Below are 25,025 nucleotides of genomic sequence, written 5' to 3'. Positions count from 1 at the left end.
TTCGTGGCGGATTCACACGGCCGCCACAGGCGATCTTCAGGCTGCGTCCAGTCGGCCGCACTAGCTTCTTCACATGGAAGAAGAACGGGCTCGACGGATCGTCGAAACGCTACGCGCGCGCAATGTCTTCGCCCATGTGAAGCTGCCGCAGGCGGGCATCACGCAATACGGCATCAGGGTCGTCCTCCCCGACGGCCGCGAGGCGATCTGGGACAACGACGGCACCGCCGGCCTCGAGGCCCAGATCATGCGCAACGGCATCCTGGTCGGCTTCGTGGCCTCGATCCCCGAGTCGGAGAACTTCGGCGACGGCCAGATCACCGAGGCCATCGCGACCGCCGACTACGACCGCCCGGTCGGCCGGTCACGGCCCGCGTCGGCCCCACGCCCGGCCGCGGCGACCCCGCGAGCTCCCGGCTCGCTGGCCCAGCGCCTGCGCAGCGGATTCCGGGGCTGAGCCATCAAGGTTCGGGGCTGATCAGGGTTCGGAGCTGATCACGGTTCGGGGCTGATCAGGGTTCGGGGCTGATCAGGGTTCGGGGCTGATCAGGGTTCGGGGCTGATCACGGTTCGGGGCTGATCAGCTCGATCAGCCGGTCGAGCGCGACCGGCCACAACTCCGGCGTGAGGTTCGCCAGCAGGGTCTCGGCGAGCGCGTGCGCCACCATGTCGATCTGTTCCCGCACCGCCGGATCCAGGGGGACCGGGGGTGCGGAGACGATCGGCGGGCTCGAGACGGGAGCCGGCCCGGCCTCGAGCAGTTCGGGCGGCGGTTCCGGGGCGGCCGCCGGTGGCGCCGAGACCGAGGTGAAGTCGGCCGGCAGGTCCTCAGGGGCGCCGACCAGATGCAGGTGGCCTGTCGCGCGGGTCAGCGCTATGTAGAGCAGCCGATGCCCGCGCGGGTCGTCGTCGACGATGAATCCGGGCTCGACGACGATCGCCACGTCGAATTCCAGGCCCTTCGCCTCGTGCGGGCTGAGCACAGTGATGGCGGGGGCGCTCGGAGGCGTACCCCAGGGAAGGTCCTCCTGGTCGAGGAGAGCCTCGATGTCGTCGCGGCAGCGGGGCGGGCAGACGATGGCGACCGAGCGGTCGGCGGCCGCGTGATCGGCGGCGGCGGCGACCACGACGGCGGCGCGTTCGGTGGGGTCGACGATCGGGGCGATGACCGGGTCGGCCGGGCCTTCGCGGACCGTCGTCGGCGGCTGGACGCTAGGGGCGGCCGTGGGCAGCAGCTCGGCCGCCAGGTCGAAGATCTGGCGCGGGACGCGGTAGCCGAAGCGCAGCTCGCGGTGCACGTGGGGCAGCGGGGACGGCAGGTGCGCCAGCACCTCGTTCCAGTCGTCGCGGGCCCACGGGCCGGTCGACTGGGCCATGTCGCCGACCACGGTCAGCGAGCCGTTGGCCGAGCGGCGGGACAGCGCGCGCAACTGCATCGGGGAGAGGTCCTGCGCCTCGTCGATCACCACGTGGGCGAAGCGGTCCGGCTCAATGCCGGCCAGGTGTTCCGTCTCGTCGAGCAGGGCCAGGTCGGCGTCGCCGAAGTCGCCCGGCAGGCGGTACAGGGCGCTGACCTCGCGGTCGGTGAACTCCTCGCCGGCCGCGGCGGCCAGCTTGCCACGGGAGGCGAACAGGTCGCTCAGGAACGTGGCGGCCGAGAACTCCGGCCAGATCAGCTCGGCCAGCAGGTCGGCCGCCTCCAGCACGAGCGCCGGGTCGGGGCTGTCGGCGACCAGGACCGCCCGCAGCAGGCGCCGCCGGTCGCCGGCGGTGGCCTCGCTGGCCCGGGCGGTGACGATCACCCGCTGGACGGCGGCCGGGTCGAGGGTGACGGCCCGCCCTCGTACGGTCACGGTCGCGCTCACGCCGGCCGGGACGCCCTTCTCCCGCGACTCCAGGGCGCGGCTGAGCAGCCCCGCCATGCGGGCCTCACCCTTGAGCCGGGTGACGTACAGCGATTCGCCCCGGCCGGTCGCCACCCGCGGCAGCAGTCCGGCGATCGAGTGATGGGACACCCCGGGGTGGCCCCAGCTTTCGAGCTGGGTGCGGCTTTCCTGGGCGTACGCCGGTGAGGGCCCCGCCACGAGCACATCGGCCGGGGTGAGCTTCGAGTCGGGGTCGTCGAGCAGCCATGCCACCCGCCGCAGCGCGGTGATCGTCTTCCCGGTGCCGGGCCCGCCCTGGATCACGAGCAGGCTCTCGGCGGGCGCCCGCACCAGCTCGTCCTGAGCGGCCCGGATCGCCGCCACGAAGTCCGGCCCGGCCTCGATCGTCCCCCGGCGCACCTCAGCGAGGAGGGCGTCGGCCTGGTCGGCGTCGGCGCGGTCGGCGCTGGCCTGGTCGGCGCTGGCCCGCCCATTGCCGGGCCGCTCATCGCCGGCCCGGTCGGCGCCGGCGGCTTCGGCGCGGTCGGCGGCTGCTTCGGCGCGGTCGGCGGCGGCGGTTGGCCCCCATGGGGGCCGCGCGAAACTCTCCGGCTCGTCGCCGCCGTCCACGCCGATCATGGGCCGGGCCGGCTCAGTCGTCCGTCAGGGGCACTTCGAGGCGTACGCAGCCGTGCAGGTCGAGGAAGACCCGGCCGGGCGCGCGCACCACCCGGACGACGACGTCGGAGCAGTGTGGGCAGCGGGCCACCCGGCCGCCGGACGGCCCACCCCACAACGTCAGGGTGGCGACCGCGTCGGCGTGGCCGCAGCCCGCGCATTTGTACTGTGCGGCCGTCACGTCCACCGCGAAGATCTCGCGCAGGTCGCCGGCCATCGCGTTGCCGTCGAGTGCGCTGCCGTCGGGTGCCCTGCCGTCGAGTGCCCTGCCGTCGAGGGCCGTCGCCTCGACGGGTGCGCTGTCGTCGCGGTCGCTCACGACGTGCCTCCGAAACGTTCGGTGCGGATGCGGCGCGGTTCGTGGCCGAGCGCGACCAGGATGTCCGCGGCGGTCTCGACGAACGTCGTGGGACCGCAGACGTAGCAGTCCGGCGCGAAGTCCGGCGGCCAACCGTACGTGTTCACGGCCGCCACGTCGATACGTTTCGGCGGGGTGGGCCAGCCGTCGGGCGTCTTGCGGGTGTAGACGAAGTGCACGTCGAGGCCCGCGTCGTCGCGCATCCGCCGGCGCAATTCGTCGGCGTAGAGCGCGTCTTCAGGCGTACGGACCGAATAAATCAGCCGGAACGGCTGCTTGGTCCCGGCCGCGGCGCGGGCGCGGATCATCGCCATCAGCGGCACCACGCCCGAGCCGCCGGCCAGCAGCGTCACCGGCGACGTGCTCCTGGAACGCCAGACGAACCAGCCGCCCACCGGGCCGCGCAGCTCGATCTGGTCGCCCACCTGCACGTCGTCGGTCAGATAGGGCGAGACCTCGCCGTCGTCCAGGCGCTGGATGGTCAGCTCGACCTTGCCGTCACCGGAGGAGGGCCAGGCCGACGCGATCGAGTAGCTGCGCTGGGCGCGGTAGCCGTCCTCGGCCGTGAGGCGCACGTCGACGTGCTGGCCGGGCAGGTGGCCCGGCCAGTCGGGGACGTCGAGCACGAGCGTGCGTGCCGACGGTGTCTCCCAGCGCGCCTCCGCGAGCGTCGCCGCCCGCCAGGTCAGTCGCCCTGATACCGCTGTTCCAGCCATGGGTCTCCGTACATGTGATAGCCGGCCGCTTCCCAGAAGCCGGGCTCATCCTCGTTCATCAGCTGGATCCCGTTGACCCATTTCGCCGATTTCCAGAAGTAAAGGTGGGGCACGACGAGCCGGGCCGGCCCACCGTGTTCCGGCGCGAGATCCTCGCCGTCGAATTTGTACGCGATCCAGGCCTTGCCGTCGAGCAGGTCCTCCATCGGGACGTTCGTGGTGTATCCACCGAAGCTGTGCACCATGGTGTAGTCGGCGGCCGACTCCACCTGGTCCATCAGAGTGTCGAGGGAGACGCCGCGCCACGTCGTGCCGAGCTTGGACCACTTGGTGACACAGTGGATGTCGACCGTGTAGTCGTCGGCCGGCAGGGCCATGAACTCGTCCCAGTTCCAGCTCTTGCTGTCGCCGGTCTCGGTCTGGATCGTGAAGCGCCACCGGTCGAGCGGAATGCGCGGGGTCGGCCCGGCCGAGAGCACCGGGAAGTCGTGGGTCAGGTATTGACCGGGCGGCAGGCCGGGGACGGACTCGCGCCGCCGCCCGCCGAATCCCTTGGAAATGATGGCCATGATGCTGAGTAAACCGCATGATCAAGGGCCTGGGGAGACGGACGTACGCAGCGTCACGTACAGGTTTCCGGACGCACGCAACTGTTCTGTGGTGATTTATCCGGCATGCACGAAGGGCTCTCGCGGACGGGGAGCCCTTCACCGAAAGGTCAGACCGCGGAGCTGGTCAGGCCGAGGATGCCCGTCGTGTCGGGCACCACGACGCGGTACTTCTGCTTGAGGACGAGGTCGCCCACGGTGCTCTTGGCCGCGGCCGGGAAGTCGCCCACCGTCGTCCACACCTTGTTGATCAGCTGCTGCACCTCGACGGTCTGCCCGGCCACGCCGGTCATCGTCACGGTCATCGAGGTCTTGGCGCGGCTGAGCTTGACCGTCGCCTTCACCGTCACGGTCGCCACCGGCGAGGTGACCTCGGCCGTGGTGGCGGTAGCGCCGACCACGACGTGCACCGTGTAACCGGTCGTGGCGGTGCGCTTGACCGGAACCGTGCCGCTCTTACTGGTCGTTGCGGCCGTGCAGACGGCGGAACCGCCGGCCTCGGTGACGCAGACCTGCACGGGGGTGTTGGCCAGTGGCTTCTTGGCCGACTTGACCGTGAACGTCGTGCTCACGTTCGCACCGTAGTTCACCTGCTTGGTCGCCGGGCTGACGGTCACCACCGGGGTCGTCCTGGCCACGGTCGGGCTCGGCGAAGGGGTCGCGGTCCTCGTCGCGGTCGCGGTCGGTGACGCGGTGGCCCCGGTGACCTTGGTCAGAGCGCCGGCCGCGTCGATCCGGCCGTACCCGAAGTCGGCGTCCTTGCCCGCCGGGCCGAGGTCGACGGCGGAGGACTCCAGGGCCGTCTGGACCTGATCCGGCGTCACCTTGCGGTTGTGCGCCTTGAGCAGCGCGGCCACGGCGGCGACGTGCGGCGCCGCCATCGAGGTGCCCGACATGGACGTGTAGCCGCCCAGCTTGGCCGGGTAGGTGCTGAGGATGTTGACGCCCGGCGCGGCCACGTCGACGTAGCCGCCGTGGTTGGAGAAGGACGCCACCTTGTCGGCCGGGTCGGTCGCGGCCACCCCGATGACGCCGGGGTCGGCCGCCGGGTAGCTGGTCGGGCTGCCCTGGGCCCGCGAGTTTCCGGCGGCCGCGACGACCGTGACGCCCTTGCTGCGGGCGTACGAGATGGCGGTCGTCACGGCGGACACCTGCGATGTCCCGCCGAGGGACATGTTGATGACGTCGGCCCCGTGGTCGGCGGCCCACACGATGCCGCTGGCGGTGTCGGACATGACGCCCTGGCCCTTCGCGTCGAGCGTGCGGATCGGCAGGATCTTCACGCCCGGGGCGATCGAGGCCACCCCGGCGCCGTTGCCGGTGAGCGCGGCGATCGTGCCGGCCACGTGGGTGCCGTGCCCGTGCGGGTCGGCGCTGGCGCCGGTGGTGTCGGTGATGTAGTCGATGCCCGGAAGCACCTGCCCCGCGAGATCCGCGTGCCCGGCGTCCACCCCCGAGTCGATCACCGCGACGACGACGCCGGCGCCGGTCGTGACGGCCTGCGCGGCCGACGTGCTGATCTTCGGAAGATCCCACTGCTGAGATTTGTACGGGTCCTCGGCCAGCGCCTCGACCGGGGCGTCCACCTCGACGCCGATGGCGTTGTCGGCCTTCTGCGCCTCCTTGACCAGCTTCGCGGCGGCCGCCTTGTTCGTCGCGGTCTTCACCGTCACCACCGGGCGGCCCTGCTTGTCGACCGTGGTGCTGACGACGCGCACCGGTTCCTGGGTGCTGACGGCCGAGGGCAGGAGTTGCGCCGGGGTCGCGCTCAGGCCGTACGGCGCCGGCTGCCATTCCTCCGCCGCCTCACCGGGCAGGACGACCGCGGCCCCGCCCGCGACGGCCCCGATGGCCAGCGCGCCGACGGCGTACCTGCGCAGTTGCTTCCGCATGGGGCCCCTACCTCCGTTGTCGGTGAGCACCCACCAACGGCGGTACGGAACGGGACTTGAGCGTTGCCGAGGTTGCGAGCCCGTTGTCGCCACCCGGGCCGGGTCGTTTTAGCCCGGTTTATCCAACTCTTTGGGACGATGGAGGTTCGGGGTCCGCCCCAGGCGGGCCGTAAGCCGAACTCTTTGAGGATTGATTCTGAGATGAGCCTTCCAGAGGAAGATCGGTCCGGCGACGAGGGCGTGTACCAGTCGGCGATGCCCGACCGGCAGCAGCAGCGCCGCAAGCAGCGCGCCAAGCAGGCGGTGGTCGGCGTGGCCGGCCTGGCCGTGCTCGGCGCCGGCGCGTATTTCGTCACGACCCAGGTCACCGACCGGAACGCCACCACCGAGACAAGGGACGCGGGCGCCATGGCCCCACTGGCCTCACCGGCCACCGGCACACCACCGTCGGCGTCCCCCGAGCCCACCGCCGAGGCCGACACGGTGGCCCCGACGAAGGGCGCCATCAAACAGACGACCAGCCCGGCCCCGTCGAGCGCGGACGCGAGCGCGATGGAGGAGAAGGTCAAGCAGGAGATCAAGGAAGCGCGGGAGAAGGCGGCCAAGGACGGCTACTCCGTCAAACGTCCCGTGACCGCCGACAACAAGCTTCCGTCCGGGCCGGTGAACGCCCGTGACGTGCCGTCGGAGCACGGAAACCTGCGCGTCGTGTCGGCCAGGTACGACCTGAGCGGGCAGCGTGAGCTGCTCTGGGCCGGCGACAAGGGCGAGAAGGTCGGCGACATGACCTGTACGCAGAAGTTCAAGTTCAGCAACAACCTGAAGGCGTCGCACAAGGACAACATGCTGATGTGCTGGCGTACGACGGCCACCAAGAGCGTCGTGACGGTGATCGTCGACCGCACCGGCAAGCCGTCCAAGGCGGAGAGCGCCGAGGCGATCAAGCAGGAGTGGGCGAAGCTCGGCTGAGCATTCCTTCCTGACACACGAAGAAGCGGCCCGGAGCGAAAGCTCCGGGCCGCTCCGCGTGCTGTGGATCAGAAGGTCGCGACCGTGAAGGTGGAACCGCTCGAGATGATCGAGTAGTTGCCGGCCGCCAGGCCGGTGCCGACGTTGGCCACCACCAGCTGGTAGGCGCCCTGCGGCACGTTACCGGCGGACACCGTTCCACCGACGGTGAGCGTGTTCGCGAGATCGAGCTGGCAGATGAGCTCGTTGTCGCTGATCACCGTGACGTTCTTGCACTGGGTGGTCGGCGCCGCGGTGGCGAGGACCGTGGTCTCGGCCGGACGGGCCGCGTACCAGGCGTTGTTGACCAGCAGAACCCGCGAGTTGGCGGTGGTGCCGCCCGGGTAGTTGGAGAAGTTGCTGGCGAGCGCGAGGAAGCCGGCGCCCATGACGTCGATCGTCGGCGTGGCGCCCGGGGCGGCCACGTTCGGCGTGATCGTGATGCCGTACGAGTAGGTGAAGATGTTGCCGGTGGAGGCGTCGGTGCCGGCCGCGGTCGTCACGGTCAGGCCTACGGCGCCGGCGCCACGGGCGCTGGTGGTGCCGCTGAACGAGGTGTCGTCGATGACCTCGATGTCGGTCAGCTGAGCGTTACCCAGGGCCGCGGTGAGCAGCGCCCCCGGCGCCTGCGGGATGCCCTGCAGGCCGGTGATCGTGATGCGGGTGCCACCCTGGGCCGGGCCGCCGGTGATGCCGTCGGCGATGGCGGCCGCGCTGACCTCGAGCGTCGGTGCCACCGTGTACGTCGGCGGGATCGTGATGAGCGTTCCGGCGTTGCTGGCGTAGAGGCACACCTTGTACGGGGTGGTGGCGGCATCTTGGGCGACCGTGACGCCGGTCGGCACCTCGATGGCGACCTTGGCGCTGGAGATCTTCGTGACCAGCGGCGAGGCGAAGGGCTCGGCGCCGCTACCGATCCCGTACTCGTTCGGGCAGGTGCCGGTCGTGAAGGTGGCGGCCGGGTCCGTGCCGGAGATCGTGTTGGTGGGCGCGCTGAGCGTGATGGTGTTCGTGCCGCCCGAGTTGCCGGCGGTCGGGCTCAGCGTGCCGGTCGCGAGGCCGGTGTAGGTGCCGGTGCTCTTGCCCATCAGCACGCTGGTGCCGACCGTGGTGCCGTTGTAGACGCAGACGTTGTAGGGCGTCCGCGCGGCGATGGTGTTCGGCACCGTGATCGTGGCCGTGCCGGCGGCCGTGCGGGTGCTCGTGGCCGCGATGTTGGTCGTCCCGGTGGCCGTGTACTTGTTCGGGCACGTGGCCGTGTTGAACGTCGTCGCGACGGTGCCGGTCGACGGCAGGAAGCCGGTGCCGGTCAGGGTGATCGTGTTGCCACCCGCGGTCGGGCCGGCGGCCTGGCTCAGCGCGGCGTAGGGAACGGAGTACGCGGTGTTCGTGCTGTGGCCCGCGATCGCGCTGCTGTTCGCCGCGTTGCTGACGTAGAGGCAGACCTTCCACTCCTTGGCGGCCGTCAGGGCCGGCGTTGTGAGCGTGGCGCTGTTGGTGTCGTTCGCCGCCGTGATCTGGCCGCCGTCGACAACGGGAGCCGTGCTGCTGGTGCTCACCGCCGGGTAGGTCAGGGCGCAGGTCGCGGTCGAGAACACCCAGCGGGCGTAGAAGTTGCCGGTGAAGACGCCGGTGCCGTTGAGGGTCACCGTGGCGGCGCCGCCGCTGGGCACTGTGGTCTGAGCGAGGGTCACCGCCTCGTCGGCCGCGAAGGCGGCCGTTCCGGCTCCGCCGACCACGGCGACGGTGGTGAGCGCCGCGGCCAGGCCTGCCCGCATACGGCGGGAACCGGTTCTTGCTTGGGACTTACGCATGCGAGGTCCTCCTACGGTTCCGGGAACCGCGTCGTGGAATGGGTGAGCCCGCGCGTGTCGATGACGGCGGGCCGTCTCCGAGGGAGCGTAACGCGGCTTTTAAACGTAAATACCGAGAATGCGAAAGCAATCCGGGTAGGTACGTTTTGTGATAGCAAACGCGGCCCGGAGCCTCATGGCTCCGGGCCGCGCCCGTCAGTGCTGTCCAGCTAGGTCATGCGGATCAGAACGGCGCCACCGTGAAGGTCGAGCCGCTCGACAGCACGGTGTTCGTGCTGGGGTTGCCCGGCGTGGCGTCGCTGACGATCTGCACGTTGTAGGCGCCCGGCGGCACCGCGTTGCTGCTCGAGATCTCGACCGACGACGCAACCGTGCCGCCCAGCGGCTGCGACAGCGTGATGGTCGTGCCGGCGCTGTTGACACCGGTGATGTAGGTGGAGGCCGGGATGTCGGTTCCGCCACCGGTCTCGGAGATCAGCTTGCCCACGTAACTCGAGTTGAACGGCGTGCCTGAGGCGGCCGTGAGCGTGGTGGCGCCGGAGCTGGCGGCGTTGACGCCGCGCGCGGCGTCCGCGAAACCGATGGTGATGCCGGTGGAGACGGCGCCGCTCGGAACCTTGTTCAGGACGATCGTCCGTCCGTCGACCACCTTGGAGATGTAGGAGTCGGTGTCGATGCCCGATCCGCTGACCGGCTCGCCGACATCGGACAGGGTGAAGATCGACGTGCTGGAGGTCACCGTGGCGCTCGCCGCGCTGCCGGAGAGGGTGACTGTCCGGGTTCCGGTCGAGCTGCTGGCCGCGCCCGTCGCGAGCATCGACGTCGTGAGGTCCATGACGCACAGCAGTTCGGTGTCCTCGACGACCCAGACGGCCCCGCAGTCCGCGGCGACGTTGACGTTCGTCCGCTCCTTCGGGGCGGAGGTGCCGGTGATGAGGAGACCCTCGTAGCTACCGCGGACCAGGTAGACGTGAGCGCCGGTGCTGGCCGTGGCCGACGAGAAGCTGTAGCTGAGGAAGCCCGTGCCGAAGATGTCCAGGGCGACCGCGGTGTTGGTGTTGCTCGCGGAGTTGGGAGTCACGCTGATGCTGTTGACGTAGGTGTAGGCGCCCGCGAGGGTGGCCGTGCCGACCTCGGTCTTGATGACGATGTCGGCCGATCCGGTCGAGTGCGCCGGGGCGACGAAGGTGAAGAACGTGGCCTCGCCGACCGTGACCTTGTTGGGCGCGACCGGCGTGTTGCCGATGGTCACCTCGATGGCGCCGGCCGTGGTCGGCAGGTTCGTGCCGGACACGGTGACCGTGTTGCCACCCAGCGCCGGACCCTGGGCCGGGGACACGGTGGAGAGCGCCGGCACCGCGGCCACGGTGTAGGTGGCGACCGCGGCCAGCTTGGCGGTGCCGTTGCTGATGTAGACGCAGACGCTGTAGGGGCCGGCCGCCAGGGCGGTCGCGGGGAACTGCACGGAGACCTTGGAGTTGCTGGCCTTCCGCGCGCCCTGGGCGGCGGTGCCGCCCGTGGTGTTGTAGTAACCCGGGCAGAACTGCGTCGTGCCGTCCTGCGGGAAGAACACCGCGTACGGCGTGGTCGAAGCCGTGAAAGCGTTGGCGTTGGTCGAGGTCAGGTTGACCGTCACGCCCGAGCCGGCGCCGACGGTCGAGCTGAGCGTCGACGACGCCATCGTCACCGAGTACGCGTTCGCGGAGGACGTGCCGATCAGGGTGCTGCCGGAGTTCGCGCTGTAGAAGCAGAGCGAGAACGTCTGGCCGTTCGCGCCACCCACGCCGGCGGGAACCACCATCGAAGCGGACGTCGGCGAAACCTTCGTCACGGCGGCGGCCCGCTGCGTGGTCGGGATGCTGGTGTACACGGCCGGGCAGCCGCCGATGGAGAAGCCACCGTAGTAGGTCTGGGTGGCCGAGAAGATGGTCTGCGTGCTCGAGTAGGAAGCCGTGACGGTGTTACCGCCGCCGCTCACGCCCGAGTTCGGGGTCACCGTGCTGGCCGAAGGCGCGACCTGATAGGTCGACGACAGCAGCAGGGTCGCCGCCGTGGTGGTGCCGTTGTAGACACACACGTTGTACGCCCGGGCGAGCGGCGCCGTGGTGTTCAGCGCCAAGGCCGCCGGCACGGCGACGGACGCCTCGCTGTCGCCGTCCTTGGTCACGGTGCCCACCGAGACGCCGGACGTGGCGTAGTTCGCGCCACAGGCCGACGTGGAGAAGTAGGCGCCGACCGGGCTGACGTCCTTGAAGACGTTGGTGCCCTTGACGACGACGCTGCCACCCTGCGGGCCACCGGTGGTGGAGTAGGTGGCGCCGACCGTGTAGGTGCCGTGGCCCTCCAGCGCGCCGTTGGTGCCGTTGGCGTAGATGCAGACGTTGTAGACCTTGTTCGTGCCGTCGGCGTTCCGGGTCAGGGCGGCGGCCGACGTTCCGAGCGTGATGACGCCGGAGTTGTTGTTGCTCGCCACCACCGACGTGGCCTGGGTGGCCGGCGGTGCGCCGGTGTTCCAGTTCGCCGTGCAGGACGCGGTCGAGAAGAAGGCGAACGGGGTAGCCACGCCGTTGAACAGGTCGGTACCGGTCACCGTCAAGGTGCCGTTGTTGCCCGTAGGGGCGCCGATGCTGGGAGTGACGTCGAAGGCGACGTCGGAGGCGAATGCCATCGGTGCTGCTGTTGTTACCGCGACGGCCGTCGCCGCCGTGACGAGCCCGGCGAACACCGAGCGCGTCCGGGCCCTTCCTTGGTGCTTTCGCATGCGAGGTCCTCCTACGGTTCTGTGAACCGCCATGTGGGATGGGTGGGCCCGGGGCTCGGTGAACCGTCGCGGGCCGTCTCGCGGGAAGCGTAGCTATTTATGAGCGCTTCCTGTCTGAAAGCGGTGAACATCAAGATATGTCGGACAAAAGGGTGCTAGGGGTGGTAGTGGAGGCGGTCGAGCAGCGTCGATGTGTGTGCGGAAAGGTGGTATTAGGAATGCCTTACCTCATTCAAATTAATGGTGGTGTCGTTAGGCGTTGATTGGGTAATGGTTTATCGTCGAGGCGAACGGGATGCGATAAATGGGAGGCGACGAATCATGACTCAGGCTCTGGAAATGCCCCGGGTGCAGACCTGCACGGTGACCGCGTGTGGCTACAACCACGATGGCTGTACGGCGTTCGCGATCACCATCGGCAGCATGAACGCGGAGTGCGACACCTTCGTCGAGACCGGTGACAAGGGCGGCACCGGCAAGCCGCTCGCGCAGGTGGGGGCGTGCAAGCGGTCCGACTGCGTGCACAACGGCGACCTCGAGTGCCACGCGCCGGCGATCGTCGTGGGGGCGTCGGGCGACAAGGCCGACTGCCTTACGTACGAGGCTCGCTGAAAACAAACCTGAGAAAGCGCTCGCGGCCCGCCGAAGGGGGCCGCGAGCGCTTTTTTGGAGGTAAGGCTCGCCTTTATTAGGTGAGCCTTTCTTTATGTGGGGTTGACGGGGCGGCGACTGCGAGCTAAGTTGTTCTCAGTTCGAGTCAATCTCAGGGTGAGGACAACATGGCGAGCGAAGCGGAGTTCCTGGCCGGGTACGACCCGGGCGCCTACCCGGCCGTCGCGGTGACCGTCGACGTGGTGGCGCTGACCATCCGCGACGGGGAGCTTTGCGTGCTGCTGGTCGAGCGGGCCGAGCATCCGTTCGCCGGGCGGCGGGCGCTGCCCGGTGGCTTCGTCCGCGGTGAGGGGCTCGACGACGCGGCGCTGCGGGAGCTCCAGGAGGAGACGGCGCTCGGCAAGGTGCATCTGGAGCAACTGAAGACGTACGGCGAACCCGGCCGTGACCCGCGTATGCGGGTCTTCTCGGTGGCCTATCTCGCCTTCGCGCCGGGGCTGCCCGAGCCCCGGGCCGGCTCCGACGCCGCCGGCGCCGAGTGGGTGCCGGTCGAGCGGGCGACCGGGCTCGCCTTCGACCACGACACGATCCTGGCCGACGGGCTCGACCGGGCGCGGTCGAAACTCGAATACACGCCGCTGGCCACCGCGTTCGTCGGCGACGAGTTCACCATCGGCGAGCTGCGGCAGGTGTACGCCTCGGTCTGGGGTGAGGAGCTGCACGCCGGCAACTTCCACCGCAAGGTGCTCTCGGTGCCCGGCTTCGTCGAGAGCACCGGGCAGACCACGGCGCGGGGCGGCGAGCGCGGCGGGCCCAAGGCGAAGCTCTACCGGGCCGGCGACGCCCAGCTGCTGCACCCGGCTCTGCTGCGGCCCACCCGCGAGGACGGTGTGCGATGACGTTCCTCGAAGCGGTCGCGCGGATAGAGGCGGCCACGACGTACGCGGAGCTGGGCGATGGGGGCGGCGACGAGGCGTACCGGAAACTCGCCAAGGCCGTACACCCGGACACCGTGACCGAAGCGCAGAGCGCGACCGCCACCCGGGTCTTCGCCAAGCTGGCGCGCCTCTACGAGGAGCGGGCCGTCCTGGTCGGCGACGTCGCCGATCTCCGGCCCGGCGAGGGCGGGCTGGTCAAGGTGCCGCGCGACCCGGCCGACAACGATCTCATGGAGGCCGAGACGGCGGCCCTGAAAAAGCTCGAGATCAACGGCGACCCCAAGTTCCGGCCGTACGCCCCCCGGCTGCTCAAGAGCTATGTGCACGAGGACGGGCAGCGGCGCCGGCGGCGGGTCAACGTTCTGGAGAAGCTCGACGGGTTCGTGCCGCTGTCAAAAGTCAGAACAAAGCTGGACCCGCGGGACGCGGCCTGGATGTGGCGGCGGCTGCTCACCGGGCTCGGCTGGGCCCACCGCGCGGGCGTCGTGCACGGCGCCGTCTTCGAGGAGCACGTGCTGATCCACCCGGAGCAGCACGGCGTCGCCCTCGTCGACTGGTGCTACTCGGGTGGCCGGGTCAGCGCCGTCATCAAGAACCGCCACTATCCGCCCGAGGTCAAGCGCGACCGCGTGGTCACCCCGGCCACCGACATCTACCTGGCCACCTCCCTGATGGCCCGGATCACCGACATGCCCGAGCCGATGCGGCGGTTCGCCGGCGGCTGCCTCTACGACGCGCCGCGCATGCGGCCGCAGGACGCGTGGTCGCTGCTGGGCGAGCTCGACGACCTGCTCGACAACCTTTACGGGCCGCGGACGTTCCGGCCCTTCACGCTCTAGAGAAGGAGAACGACATGGGAAGCGGACGCTGGTCCACCGACGTCTACACCGCCGCCGCCAACTACCGGGCGAGCAGTGGCACGAGCGCCTTCGCGTACAGCGACAGCGGCGCCCGTACGGCTCACCCGGCCCTGGACCCCAAGGACCAGAACCGGGAGAGCCGCGACAGCGGCGAACACCCGTTCAGCACGCCGATCGCGGTCATCTTCGACGTCACCGGCTCGATGGGCCACGTGCCCCGGGCGCTCCAGACGAAGCTGCCGCAGCTGCTCGGCCTGCTGACCCGCAAGGGCTACGCGACCGACCCGCACATCCTGTTCGGGGCGGTCGGCGACGCCACCTGCGACCGGGTGCCGCTGCAGATCGGCCAGTTCGAGTCGGACAACCGGATGGACGACGACCTGGCCCGCATCGTGCTCGAGGGCGGCGGTGGCGGGCAGAAGCGCGAGTCGTACGAGCTGGCCATGTACTTCATGGCCCGGCACACCTCGCTCGACTCGGTGACCAAGCGCGGCCGGCGCGGATATCTGTTCCTGATCGGCGACGAGATGCCGTACCCCAAGGTCAGCCGTAAGGAGGTCAAGCGGTTCCTGGGCGAGGACCTGCGCGAGCGGATCAGCACCGAGGACATCCTGGCCGAGCTCCAGCGCAAGTACGACGTCTACTACCTGATGCCGTCGGCCGCCGGATGGGGCGGCGACCGCGAGATCCTCGACCGCTGGCGGGGCCTGCTCGGGCAGAACGTGCTCGAGCTCGACGACCTCGACGCGGTCTGCGAGACCATCGCGGTCACGGTCGGCCTGGGAGAGGACACCATCGACCTCGACGAGGGCCTGTCGCACCTGGTCGAGGCCGGTTCGAAGCACGGCGACACGGTCGGCAAGGCGCTGGCCCCGCTCCAGCGCGGCACGGTGGTGCGCTCCTCGCTGACCGTCGGCTCGACCGGCAGCGGGAACGAGCGGCTGTGAACGAGCACGTCGCGGTCGTCGACCTCGGGTACGGCGACGCCGGCAAGGGCACCGTGGTGGACGCGCTCTGCGCGTCCGCCCCGGTGCGGGCCGTCCTGCGCTTCAACGGGGGAGCGCAGGCGGCCCACAACGTGATCACCGAGGATGGCCGGCACCACACGTTCAGTCAGTTCGGGTCGGGCACGCTGCGTGGCGTGCCGACCCACCTGACACGCTTCATGGTGGTCGATCCGCTGGCCCTGTCGGCCGAAGCTCGCCATCTCGATGGAGCTTTCGAGCTGCTCACGGTGGACGGCGACGCCCTTCTCGCCACTCCGTGGCATCGTGCCGCGAACCGGCGGCGGGAGATCGAGCGAGGCGGGTCCCGTCACGGTTCGTGCGGGATGGGCGTGGGAGAGACCATGGCGTACGCCCTGACGCACGCCGGCGCCCCCCGTGTGTCCGACACGCGCTCCCGGACGCGGCTGCGCCGGCTTCTCACCGCCCTGGCCCGCGACCTGGGCCCGATCGACGCGCCGCTCGACGACGTGGTGGAGGCGTTCGCGCTGTTCGGCTCGGCGGTGTCGATCGTGGACGGCCGGCACACCGACCAGCTGCTCAGCGAGGGACCGTGCGTCTTCGAGGGCGCGCAGGGCGTGCTGCTGGACGAGTGGCGCGGATGGCACCCGCACACGACGTGGTCGACGACCACGTTCGACAACGTGGCCGCGCTCTGCGGATCGTTCCGGCGGCTGGGGGTCGTGCGGACGTACACGACGCGGCACGGCGCCGGGCCGTTCGTCACCGAGGACCCGGCGCTGGACCTGCCGGAGGCACACAACGGGACCGGCGAGTGGCAGGGTTCGTTCCGGATCGGGCACTTCGACGCCGTGGCCCACCGGTACGCGGTGGAGGTGGCCGGGGGAGTGGACGGGCTGGCCGTCACGCACCTCGATGTGCCCGATCGTTGCGCTCGTCTGCAGGCCTGTACCTCGTACACCATCGACGGGGTGGACGTTGACCGGCTCGTCCCCGGCCCCTTCCGTGATCTCGATGTGCAGGCGGAGCTGACCGCGAGGCTGTTCCGGGCCCGGCCGGGGCGGCTGGAGAGGCCGGGCGACTGGCCCGCGGCGATCGGGGAGATGCTGGGCGCGCCGGTCGAGATCGAGTCGTACGGGCCCACGTCGGCCGACAAGAAATTCGTATGACTCCAACCCGATTGTGGCGGCGCCACAGCGGGTGTCTGCTGGAGTGATGCGCGGGCCGGCCCTGGTCGCCGTCGCGACGGCATTGGCCCTCGCGACACCCGGCCACGGAGGCGGTCCCGTCGCGACGGCCGTGTCTTCGGCGCCGCCCGATCATGGTGGCGATCCCGTCGCGACGGCCGTGTTTTTGGCGCCGCCCGATCACGGCGGCGATCCCGTTGCGGCGGTCGGCCTCGCGGCGCTCAGCCCAGACTCCGAGATCGCGCTCACGCTGACGGCGCGGGCTGAAGGCGAGCGGTACACGCTCAACGGGGCCACGCCCGGACCCGAGATCCACGTCGAGCGCGGCCGGCCGTTGCGGGTGACGCTGGTCAACGAGTCGGTGCCGGAGGCGGTGGGTCTGCACTGGCACGGCGTCCGGATGCCGAACGCTGACGAGGGGGTCGCGGTGGGCATGGGGGAGCGGCACGTCTATCGACTTCGGCTGCCGGACGAGGGGACGTACTGGTACCACGGACATTCCGCCACGCGGCGTGGCTTGTTCGGGGCCCTGGTGGTCGGTGCCTCCGAGGCGGATGTGGACGAGGTGCTGGCCGTTCATACGTACGACGGAAAGCGCACCATCAACGGACTCCCCGGTGTCTCGTCGCTGACCGGGATCGCCGGGCCCTCGCCCGCACCCGGCGCCGTCGCCCGTGTGCGGGTGATCAATACGGACGTGGGGCCGATCCGGGTCTGGGTCTCGGGGGCGCCGTACCGGGTGGTGGCGGTCGACGGGCACGCGGTCTATCGCCCGTCCGACATCTCCGGCAAGTCGATTTCGGTCGCCTCGGGCGGTCGGGTGGATCTCTCGTTCGCCGGCGCCGCCCGCGTCGACGTGGGCGGCGGCGCGGCGGCGGTCTGGGGCTCGGTGCCGGCGGCGCCACAACCTGCTTCAGTTCAAGACCTTCTGTCGTACGGCACCCCGGTCGCCCCCGAGTTTGATCCGGCACGCGCCGCACGGCACTTCGACTATCGGATCGGCCGCCGGATCGGTTTCCTCGACGGCCGGCCCGGCCTGTGGTGGTCGGTGAACGGCAAGCTCCGCCCGCGGGCGCCGGCGTACCGGGCCCGCCGCGGCGACGTCGTCCGCATGACGATTTCCAACACGACCGGCGAGGCGCACCCGATGCACCTGCACGGGCATCACGCGCTCGTGCTCGGCCGCGATGGGGTGGCGGCCTCCGGAAGCCCGTGGTGGATCGACTCGCTGACCGTGGGCGGCGGGGAGACGTACGAGATCGCGTTTGTCGCCTCCGAACCCGGCGACTGGACGGTGCACTGCCACGATCCGGAGCACGAGGCCGGCGGACTGCGCGCCTCCATCGGGGTGCGCTGATCTATAGGCTGACGGCATGCCACTGCAGGGAGAATACGAGCCGAGCACGTCCGGGTGGGCCCGCAAGCAGGCCGAGAGCTACGAGGCGTCGGAGGGCGCCCACGCCAACGAGATCCAGGGGAAGCCGATCGTCCTGGTGACGTCGATCGGCGCGAAGAGCGGCAAGCTGCGCAAGACGCCGCTGATGCGGGTCGAGCACGAGGGCGCGTACCTGACGGTGGGGTCGCTGGGCGGCGCCCCGAAGAACCCGGTGTGGGTCTACAACCTGCGCAAGAACCCGAGGGTGGAGCTGCAGGACGGCGCCGCCCGGCACGACTACGAGGCTCGTGAGCTGTCCGGCGCCGAGCGCGACATCTGGTGGGAGAGGGCGGTGGCGGCGTTCCCCAACTACGCCGCCTACCAGACCAAGACGTCCCGCCTCATCCCGGTGTTCCTCCTGGAGCGCGCCGAGCCGTAAGCGCGCCCCTTCTCGGGCTCGCGCCTCGCTGCGGAGCTGCTCCCTTCTCGGGCTCGCGCCTCGCTGCGGAGCTGCTCCCTTCTCGGGTCCATGCCGAGCCCTGGAGCCGCCCCCGATCGGGCCAACTGCCGAAAAACGAGGTGCCATTCGGGCATCGAAGCTCGATCATGGAGTGATGCGCACTCCCCACCAGGCCGTCGACCGGCTCGGTACCCGGCACGAGGCTGCCGCCGTGCCGGCCGTCGCCGCGCCGCTGCCCCTGGCCGGGGCGGTGGACGACGGCGATCGCCTCGTCGACGTGGTGGATCTGCTGGCGCTGGACGGCTTCGTGACCGGCCGGGAGCCGTTCGGGCGCAGCCGCTACCTGGAGAACGTGAAGACCGACGCCCCGCTGACCGCGGAGGGCGCGCGGGTGATCCGCGACGCGGTCGACGAGGACGGTCAGGGCCGCCTGTCGGTCGGCGAGGGATGGACGCTGCACGTCACCCGCTGGAAGCAGAGCCGCCGGGCCCGAGTGACGGTCACCGCGATCACGGCCGAGCTGGCCGAGACGGTGCTCGAGGCGGCCACGAAGAACGCGGTCGAGGAGCCGGCCCCGGCAAGCGACAGCGTGCCGATCGGCTTCTGGCACTTCGGCCCGCACGGCCCGCGCCGCGTCCAGCGCGAGATCGACGCCGCCCCGTGGGCGAAGATCTCCGCGAACTACGCCGGCCCGGTGACCAGGACTCTCGAGAAGCTGATGGCGCTGGACGGCACGGCGGTCAACGGCCGCCTCCTGCTGCTGCACGGCGAGCCGGGAACCGGAAAGACGACGGCGCTGCGCGCGCTGGCCCAGCAGTGGCGGAGCTGGTGCCAGGTCGACTGCGTCCTCGATCCCGAGCGCCTGTTCAGCGACCCGGCCTACCTGATGAGCGTGGCCCTGGGCAGCGACGACGAGGACGAGCCGCGCTGGCGCCTGCTGATGCTGGAGGACTGCGACGAACTGATCAGCGGCGAGGCCAAGGCCAGCGCCGGCCAGTCCCTGTCCCGCTTGCTGAACCTGACCGACGGCCTGCTCGGACAGGGCCGCAACGCCTTGATCGCCATCACCACGAACGAGGACCTGGCCTCCCTGCACCCCGCTGTGGTCCGCCCGGGCCGCTGCCTGGCCAGCATCGAGGTGGGCCGCCTCCCGTACAACGAGGCCGTGGCCTGGCTCGGCACGTCCCGAGGCATCGGCCCGTCGGGCGCGACTTTGGCCGAGCTGTACGCCCTCAAGGCCGGCACCGAGCCCGTGACGGTCCCGAAGTCGGAGCCGGCCACGGGCATGTACCTGTAGCCGGCCCCACGGCCGCCGGCCCTGCCGTCCCGCCGCCGCCCGCCGGCCCTGCCGTCCCGCCGCCGTCGGCACCGCCCGCCGTCAGCGCCGTCCCGCCGTCAGCGCCGCCCGCCGGCCTCTGTCGTCAGCGCAGGCCGACGATGGCGGCGTCGGTGCCGCCGCGCCACAGGATGCCGGCCTCCGTGTAGCCGGCCACGCGCAGGGCGTCGACGTGCCACAGCGCCGGCGGCGTCCACTCGTGGCTGTGGCGCGCCGCCGGGTAGATCCGCTCGCGCTCGACCGCCTTGGGCGCGAGGAACTCGTCGGCCGCCGCGGCCGCCCACCAGTCACCCCAGGATGTCGCCGCTCCCGTCGCGTAGCGCGCCTCGCGCAACTCCCGGGCCTGATCGCGCAGCCGCTCCGACAGCGTCGGCAGCGAGTCCTCCGGCATGTGGTCGGCGTTCACGAAGACGCCGCCCGGCCGCAGCACCTCCCGGATCTCCCCGTACAGCGTGGCCACCCGCTCGGCCGGCAACCAGTGCAGGGCCGTCGCGGTCAGCACCGCGTCGTACCCTTCCTCCGGCAGCTTCGCCCGCCACCCGGCGTCGCTGAGGTCGGCGTCGACGATGGTCGCCTGTTCCCGCAGCGTCGCACCGGCGATGGCCAGCAGCACCGGATCCTGGTCGAGCACCGTCACCGTCGCCCCCGGGAACCGCGCCAGCGCCCGCAGCGAGATCGTGCCGGTGCCGCCGGCCAGATCGAGCACCTTCGGCGGCTTCCCGCCGGTGACCGCCGCGACCGCGTCGAGCATCGCCCGGAACCGTTCCTCCCGGTCGGGCATGAACGCTTCCTGCTGCCGGTCCCAGCTTTCCTGCCACACGCGCGGGTTGCTCAAGTAAGCACTCATGGCCCTAACGCTAGTTACCGCGACCGGCGCTCACAACCCGTTCCCACGTCATCGACCACCCGCCTTCCGCTCGTCCGTGAGGCGCTCGGCGAAGGCCTTCAGGTCGCGCCGCTCGATCGCCGCGGCCATGAGATCCGGGAACGCGTCCGGCGTACAGGCGAAAGCCGGCACCCCGAGCGCGGCCAGCGCCGCCGCGTTCTCGTGGTCGTACGCCGGCGCCCCCTCGTCGGAGAGCGCGAGCAGCACGACCACCTGCACACCGGCCGCGGTCATCTCCGCGACCCGGCGCAGCATCTGCTCCCGTACGCCACCCTCGTACAGGTCGCTGATCAGCACGAAGATGCTGTCCCGGGGCCGGGTGATCAGTTGCTGGCTGTAGGCGATGGCCCGGTTGATGTCGGTGCCGCCGCCGAGCTGGGTGCCGAAGAGGACCTCGACCGGATCGTCGAGCTGATCGGTGAGGTCGACGACCGCCGTGTCGAAGACGACGAGCGACGTACGCAGGGACTGCATCGAAGCGAGCACCGCGGCGAACACTCCCGAGAACACCACGGACGCCGCCATCGACCCCGACTGGTCGACACAGAGCACGACATCACGCTGTACGGCTGTGGTCCGCCGGCCGTAGCCGATCAGCCGCTCGGGAATCACCGTGCGGTGCTCGGCCTGGTAGTGCTTGAGGTTGGCCCGGATGGTCCGGTCCCAGTCAATGTCGGCGTGCTTGGGCCGGTTGATCCGGGCGGCCCGGTTGAGGGCGCCGCTGACCGCCGCGCGGGTCTGCTGCGCGATGCGTTTCTCCAACTGCTCGACCACCGTACGGACGACCTGGCGCGCGGCGTCCTTGGTCTTGTCGGGCATCACACGGTTGAGCGAGAGCAGCGTGCCGACCAGGTGCACGTCCGGCTCGACGGCGGCGAGCATCTCGGGCTCGAGCAGCAGCCGGGTCAGATCGAGCCGTTCGATCGCGTCGGACTGCATGACCTGCACGACGGTGCTGGGGAAGTATTCGCGGATGTCGCCGAGCCACCGAGCCACCTTCGGCGCCGAACTGCCCAGGCCGGCCGACCGCTTGCCGCTCCGCTCACCCTCACCGTCGGCCCCGCCGGCGTCGTAGAGGGCGGCCAGCGCCGAGTCCATGGCGCCGTCACGCCCTTCGGCTTTGCCCAAAGCATCCTCGGCCGTACCGCCGAGCACCATCCGCCAGCGCCGCAGCCGCTCTCGCTTGGCCGGATCGACGGCGCCCGCTTCGGTCGTGTCCTCGCTGCTGCTCATCGGACCTCCCCGCCCGCGTGTACGCCAGTTTCGTGAGCCGTGGCGATCGCGCTGCCCGAGCTGTTCTCGGGGCCTGTGGCGATCGCGCCGCCTGGGCTGATCTCGTGGCCCAGGAGCGCGGCGAGTGTGGGCAGGGCGAGATCGGCTCTCTCCGGGTCGAAGCCGAGGCCGCCCGCCTCGGTCTCGGGCGCGGCCCGGGGGCCGGCCACCCGCTCGCCGATCGCGCGCCGTTCGCCCGCGTCGAACGCGCCGAAGGTCCGCCGCAGCAGCGGCAGCACGTCGTCGAAGGCGTCGGCCGGGATGTCGGCGAGCCAGTCGTCGAGCAGCCCCAGCAGCGCCTCGTCGTGCACGAGCAGCAGCCCGCCGCCGGACAGGAAGCCCTCCACCCAGGCCGCCCCGTGCGCCGGCGGCGTGCCCACGGTCAACGGCAGCCGCAGGCGGCGGCGCACCTCGGCGCCGTCGAGCCGCCCCGCGTCGAGCAGCAGCCGGGTGAGCCGCCCGGCGAGCAGCCCGTGCAGGTCGGCCCGCCCGGCCACGGACTCGAGCGTGGACACCCAGCGCTCCCGCAACTCGGCGTCCTCGAGCAGGCCCACCGCCGCGTGCACCCCGTCGATCCGGTCGCGCAGCAGTTTGGCGGCCTCGTCCGAGAGCGAGCCGACGGCCGACGGCAGCCCGGCGCAGACCCGGCCGAGCAGGCTCGCCGTCACGGTGGCGAGCCCGGCCACGTCGGTCCGGCGCACGTCGCCGTAGCGGAGCGTGCGGGCCAGCGCCGGGATCGCCGCCATCAGATGGTTGATGTCGGCGTCGAGGGCGGCCCGCACGTCGAGCGCCGCCAGCACCTGCGGATAGGCCTCGGCCAGGTCGGCCAGCAGGCAGGTCTCGACCAGCGCCGTCACGTCGGCCAGAGTCTCCGCCCGGTCGGCGGCCCGCACCACCTTGGCTGTGGCCGCGGCGGCCACCGTGGTGCCGTACATGCTGCCCTCGACCAGGCGGATGGCGAACTCCGGCTGCCACCGCAGCCGCCACTCCTCGCGGAACGTGCCGGTGCCCCGCCGGGTGGCGGTGGGCTCTCCCCACGGCACGTCGAACGTGCGCAGCCTGTGCAGCAGACGGCTGCGCCGCAGGTCGGTCTCCTTGCGCAGGTCGAGATCGAGGGCGCGTTCCAGCGCCTCCGGCTTCAGCCGGGCCGCCCGCTGCTGCGCGGCGAGATCTTTGGCCAGCGGCACGGACGGCATGTCGTCGGGCACCGCGCCGAGCCGCTCGCCGACCACGAGCTTGCGGTTGATCAGCTCCACCCGCAGCGGCTCACCGTCGCACATCACCGCCTCGGCCGCCTCGGTGACCTCGGCCAGCCCCGCCAGCGGCCGCCCGCGCATGGTCGCGAGCGCCTCGGCCAGCCGCGCCGCCTCGATGACATGGGCGGACGAGGTCGGAACCCCCTCGGCCCGCAGCACGCCGGCCGCGTCGACCAGCCACCGCGGCACGACCTCGTCGGCCGAGGAGAACAAATGGTGGTACCACCCCGGCGACCGCACCCCGGCGCCATAGCCGGACCAGGAGGCCAGCCGCCCGTACGTCCACGGGACCCAGGTGAAGTCGACCTTGGCTTTCCGCCGCCCCTTGAGCAGCGCGGCATCGTCCTTCAGCGCGACCTTGCGGGCCAGCGCGGGCACGTGCCAGGCGCCGCACACGACGGCGATCTCCTCGTACTTCTTCCGCGTCTCGCGCAGGACCGTGCGCATGTAGGCCTCGCGCACCAGATCGTCCGGGTCCTCGGGAGAGCTGTCCCGGATCGCGGTCATCGCCTCGGCGATCGCCTCGAACGCCGGCATGCCCCGATGCTCGACGACGTCCTCCCACCAGCGCTCCGGATCGTCGTATCCGGCCGCCGCGGCCAGCTCCCCGATCGGATCGACGGGCCGCCGCGGCCCGGCCTCGCCGCCGGGCCCGGCCTCCACTGCATGGTCGCCCGGCACCGGCTCCGCGTCGCCCGACGCTTCCGGCTCCGCGTCGCCGGACGCTGCCGGCTCAGGGCCGCCGGTCAGGCGGTAGGCGAAGGGGAGGTCGAAGAAGCGGACGGGAACGTCGTGTTCGACCGCCCAGCGGATCGCCTGCCACTCCGGGGAGAAGACGGCGAACGGCCAGAACGCCGCCCGGCGCGGATCGTCGGCCGCGTAACCGAGCAGCGCGACCGGTGGCTCGAGCCCGTTGTCGGCCACCCACCGCACCAGCCCGTCGGCCTCCGGCGGGCCCTCGACCAGCAGCACGTCGGGGCGCTGCCGGGCGAGCTCCTGCACCACGGCCCGCGCCGATCCGGGGCCGTGGTGACGGATGCCGTAGAGCCGCTCAGGCATCGCGGGCGGCCCGGTAGAAGTCTCGCCAGTCGGCCCGCTCACGCACGACGGTCTCGAGGTATTCGCGCCAGACGACGCCGTCGGAGACCGGGTCTTTGACCACGGCACCGACGATGCCGGCGGCCACGTCGCCCGGGTGCAGGCGGCCGTCGCCGAAGTGGGCGGCCAGCGCCATCCCGTTCGTGATGACCGAGATCGCCTCGGCCGTGGAGAGGGTGCCGGTGGGTGATTTCAGCTTGGTGCGGCCGTCCTCGGTGAGGCCGCTGCGCAGCTCGCGGAAGACGGTCACGACCCGGCGGATCTCCTCGATCGCGGCCGGCACCTCGGGCAGGTCGAGCGAACGGCCGAGCTGCTCCACCCGCCGGGCCACGATCTCGACCTCGTCGTCGGCCGACGCCGGTACCGGCAGCACCACGGTGTTGAAACGGCGGCGCAGCGCGCTCGAGAGCTCGTTGACCCCGCGGTCGCGGTCGTTGGCCGTAGCGATCAAGTTGAAGCCACGCTCGGCCTGCACCTCGGTGTTGAGCTCGGGCACCGGCAGCGTCTTCTCGGAGAGGATGGTGATCAGCGCGTCCTGCACGTCGGACGGCACGCGGGTCAGCTCCTCGAGCCGGGCGATCGCGCCGGTCCGCATCGCCCGCATGACCGGGCTCGGAACCAGCGCCGCGTCGGTCGGGCCCTCGGCCAGCAGCCGGGCGTAGTTCCACCCGTAGCGGATCGCCTCCTCGGCCGTGCCGGCGGTGCCCTGAACCAGCAACGTCGAGTCGCCCGAGATGGCGGCGGCCAGATGCTCCGAGACCCACGTCTTGGCCGTGCCGGGCACGCCGAGCAGCAGCAGCGCACGATCGGTGACCAGGGTGGACACCGCCACCTCCATGAGGCGGCGGGGACCCACGTACTTCGGGGTGATCTTCGCGCCGTCGCCGAGCAGGTACGTCACCACGGCCTGCGGCGACAGCCGCCAGCCGGGCGGCCGGGGACGGTCGTCGGTGGAGGCGAGCAGAGCCAGTTCCTCGGCGTACTGGTCCTCGGCGTGCGGGCGCAGTGCGGTCACTCGAACTCCTCAAATCTGGCGGCCCGTCCGGCCGGTCTTCCGATGCTTCGCCTGAACCGAACGCT

21 protein-coding genes are annotated in these 25,025 nt (G+C 71.1%); 10 read left to right on the top strand and 11 right to left on the bottom strand.

Features of this window, described 5'->3' with window-relative positions:
* The first annotated feature begins 73 nt into the window (after positions 1 to 73).
* Positions 74 to 457, top strand: a complete 384-nt coding sequence (locus tag ACFY36_RS18800) for a hypothetical protein (protein WP_499747240.1) — start codon at positions 74 to 76, stop codon at positions 455 to 457.
* Between the two features lie 106 nt (positions 458 to 563).
* Here the strand turns inward: ACFY36_RS18800 and ACFY36_RS18795 are convergent, their stop codons facing one another.
* The 5 genes from ACFY36_RS18795 to ACFY36_RS18775 all read right to left on the bottom strand — a co-directional run bounded on the left by ACFY36_RS18795 (position 564) and on the right by ACFY36_RS18775 (position 6,117).
* Positions 564 to 2,504: a UvrD-helicase domain-containing protein gene (locus ACFY36_RS18795; protein WP_499747239.1), complete on the bottom strand. Its 1,941-nt coding sequence runs from the start codon at positions 2,502 to 2,504 to the stop codon at positions 564 to 566.
* A 13-nt stretch (positions 2,505 to 2,517) separates the two neighbouring features.
* Positions 2,518 to 2,862 (bottom strand): DUF6510 family protein, encoded by a 345-nt coding sequence (locus ACFY36_RS18790; protein WP_499747238.1) that lies wholly within the window; start codon positions 2,860 to 2,862, stop codon positions 2,518 to 2,520.
* A complete protein-coding gene (locus tag ACFY36_RS18785; protein WP_499747237.1) occupies positions 2,859 to 3,617 on the bottom strand; it encodes a ferredoxin reductase in 759 nt (252 codons plus the stop codon). Before ACFY36_RS18785 ends, ACFY36_RS18790 begins: the two co-directional genes overlap by 4 nt.
* Positions 3,587 to 4,186 (bottom strand): sulfite oxidase-like oxidoreductase, encoded by a 600-nt coding sequence (locus ACFY36_RS18780; protein ID WP_499747236.1) that lies wholly within the window; start codon positions 4,184 to 4,186, stop codon positions 3,587 to 3,589. The genes ACFY36_RS18785 and ACFY36_RS18780 overlap by 31 nt, the downstream gene beginning before the upstream one ends.
* Positions 4,187 to 4,335: 149 nt before the next feature.
* A complete protein-coding gene (locus ACFY36_RS18775; protein ID WP_499747235.1) occupies positions 4,336 to 6,117 on the bottom strand; it encodes a S8 family serine peptidase in 1,782 nt (593 codons plus the stop codon).
* A 201-nt stretch (positions 6,118 to 6,318) separates the two neighbouring features.
* Here ACFY36_RS18775 and ACFY36_RS18770 point away from each other — a divergent pair, with 201 nt between their 5' ends.
* Positions 6,319 to 7,086, top strand: coding sequence for a hypothetical protein (locus ACFY36_RS18770; RefSeq protein ID WP_499747234.1), 768 nt, complete (start codon positions 6,319 to 6,321; stop codon positions 7,084 to 7,086).
* A gap of 68 nt (positions 7,087 to 7,154) precedes the next feature.
* Here ACFY36_RS18770 and ACFY36_RS18765 read toward each other — a convergent pair whose 3' ends face one another.
* Entirely contained in the window at positions 7,155 to 8,939 is a 1,785-nt protein-coding gene (locus ACFY36_RS18765; RefSeq protein WP_499747233.1) for a hypothetical protein, read from the bottom strand.
* A 223-nt stretch (positions 8,940 to 9,162) separates the two neighbouring features.
* Positions 9,163 to 11,700, bottom strand: coding sequence for a beta strand repeat-containing protein (locus ACFY36_RS18760; RefSeq protein WP_499747232.1), 2,538 nt, complete (start codon positions 11,698 to 11,700; stop codon positions 9,163 to 9,165).
* 321 nt (positions 11,701 to 12,021) lie between these two features.
* Between ACFY36_RS18760 and ACFY36_RS18755 the strand changes: the two genes are divergently transcribed.
* From ACFY36_RS18755 to ACFY36_RS18720, 8 genes are all read left to right on the top strand, one after another.
* Positions 12,022 to 12,312 (top strand): DUF1540 domain-containing protein, encoded by a 291-nt coding sequence (locus ACFY36_RS18755; protein WP_499747231.1) that lies wholly within the window; start codon positions 12,022 to 12,024, stop codon positions 12,310 to 12,312.
* A gap of 167 nt (positions 12,313 to 12,479) precedes the next feature.
* Entirely contained in the window at positions 12,480 to 13,211 is a 732-nt protein-coding gene (locus tag ACFY36_RS18750; protein WP_499747230.1) for an NUDIX hydrolase, read from the top strand.
* Positions 13,208 to 14,089: a molecular chaperone DnaJ gene (locus ACFY36_RS18745; protein WP_499747229.1), complete on the top strand. Its 882-nt coding sequence runs from the start codon at positions 13,208 to 13,210 to the stop codon at positions 14,087 to 14,089. Before ACFY36_RS18750 ends, ACFY36_RS18745 begins: the two co-directional genes overlap by 4 nt.
* A 14-nt stretch (positions 14,090 to 14,103) precedes the next feature.
* Entirely contained in the window at positions 14,104 to 15,057 is a 954-nt protein-coding gene (locus ACFY36_RS18740; protein WP_499747228.1) for a hypothetical protein, read from the top strand.
* A complete protein-coding gene (locus tag ACFY36_RS18735; protein ID WP_499747227.1) occupies positions 15,054 to 16,244 on the top strand; it encodes an adenylosuccinate synthetase in 1,191 nt (396 codons plus the stop codon). The genes ACFY36_RS18740 and ACFY36_RS18735 overlap by 4 nt, the downstream gene beginning before the upstream one ends.
* A 46-nt stretch (positions 16,245 to 16,290) precedes the next feature.
* Positions 16,291 to 17,619 carry a multicopper oxidase family protein gene (locus tag ACFY36_RS18730; protein WP_499747226.1) on the top strand — a complete coding sequence of 443 codons (1,329 nt, stop codon included), beginning with the start codon at positions 16,291 to 16,293 and terminating at the stop codon, positions 17,617 to 17,619.
* A 16-nt stretch (positions 17,620 to 17,635) separates the two neighbouring features.
* Positions 17,636 to 18,076 carry a nitroreductase family deazaflavin-dependent oxidoreductase gene (locus ACFY36_RS18725; protein WP_499747225.1) on the top strand — a complete coding sequence of 147 codons (441 nt, stop codon included), beginning with the start codon at positions 17,636 to 17,638 and terminating at the stop codon, positions 18,074 to 18,076.
* Between the two features lie 175 nt (positions 18,077 to 18,251).
* Positions 18,252 to 19,394, top strand: coding sequence for a DUF5925 domain-containing protein (locus ACFY36_RS18720; protein WP_499747224.1), 1,143 nt, complete (start codon positions 18,252 to 18,254; stop codon positions 19,392 to 19,394).
* Between the two features lie 124 nt (positions 19,395 to 19,518).
* On the opposite strand, the gene ACFY36_RS18715 is transcribed toward ACFY36_RS18720, so the two are convergent.
* From ACFY36_RS18715 to ACFY36_RS18700, 4 genes are read right to left on the bottom strand one after another with little or no spacing between them, the layout of a single operon-like run.
* A complete protein-coding gene (locus tag ACFY36_RS18715) occupies positions 19,519 to 20,280 on the bottom strand; it encodes a class I SAM-dependent methyltransferase (RefSeq protein ID WP_499747223.1) in 762 nt (253 codons plus the stop codon).
* 48 nt (positions 20,281 to 20,328) lie between these two features.
* A complete protein-coding gene (locus tag ACFY36_RS18710; protein ID WP_499747222.1) occupies positions 20,329 to 21,552 on the bottom strand; it encodes a VWA domain-containing protein in 1,224 nt (407 codons plus the stop codon).
* Entirely contained in the window at positions 21,549 to 23,906 is a 2,358-nt protein-coding gene (locus tag ACFY36_RS18705) for a DUF5682 family protein (RefSeq protein WP_499747221.1), read from the bottom strand. The genes ACFY36_RS18710 and ACFY36_RS18705 overlap by 4 nt, the downstream gene beginning before the upstream one ends.
* Complete coding sequence (locus ACFY36_RS18700; RefSeq protein ID WP_499747220.1) at positions 23,899 to 24,960, bottom strand: ATP-binding protein; 1,062 nt, start codon at positions 24,958 to 24,960, stop codon at positions 23,899 to 23,901. The genes ACFY36_RS18705 and ACFY36_RS18700 overlap by 8 nt, the downstream gene beginning before the upstream one ends.
* Positions 24,961 to 25,025 lie beyond the last annotated feature (65 nt).

The sequence above is a fragment of the Actinoplanes sp. NPDC000266 genome (genome assembly GCF_042899005.1).
In the GTDB taxonomy this organism is placed as follows: domain Bacteria; phylum Actinomycetota; class Actinomycetes; order Mycobacteriales; family Micromonosporaceae; genus Actinoplanes.
This window is presented reverse-complemented; position numbering and strand designations above follow the sequence as displayed.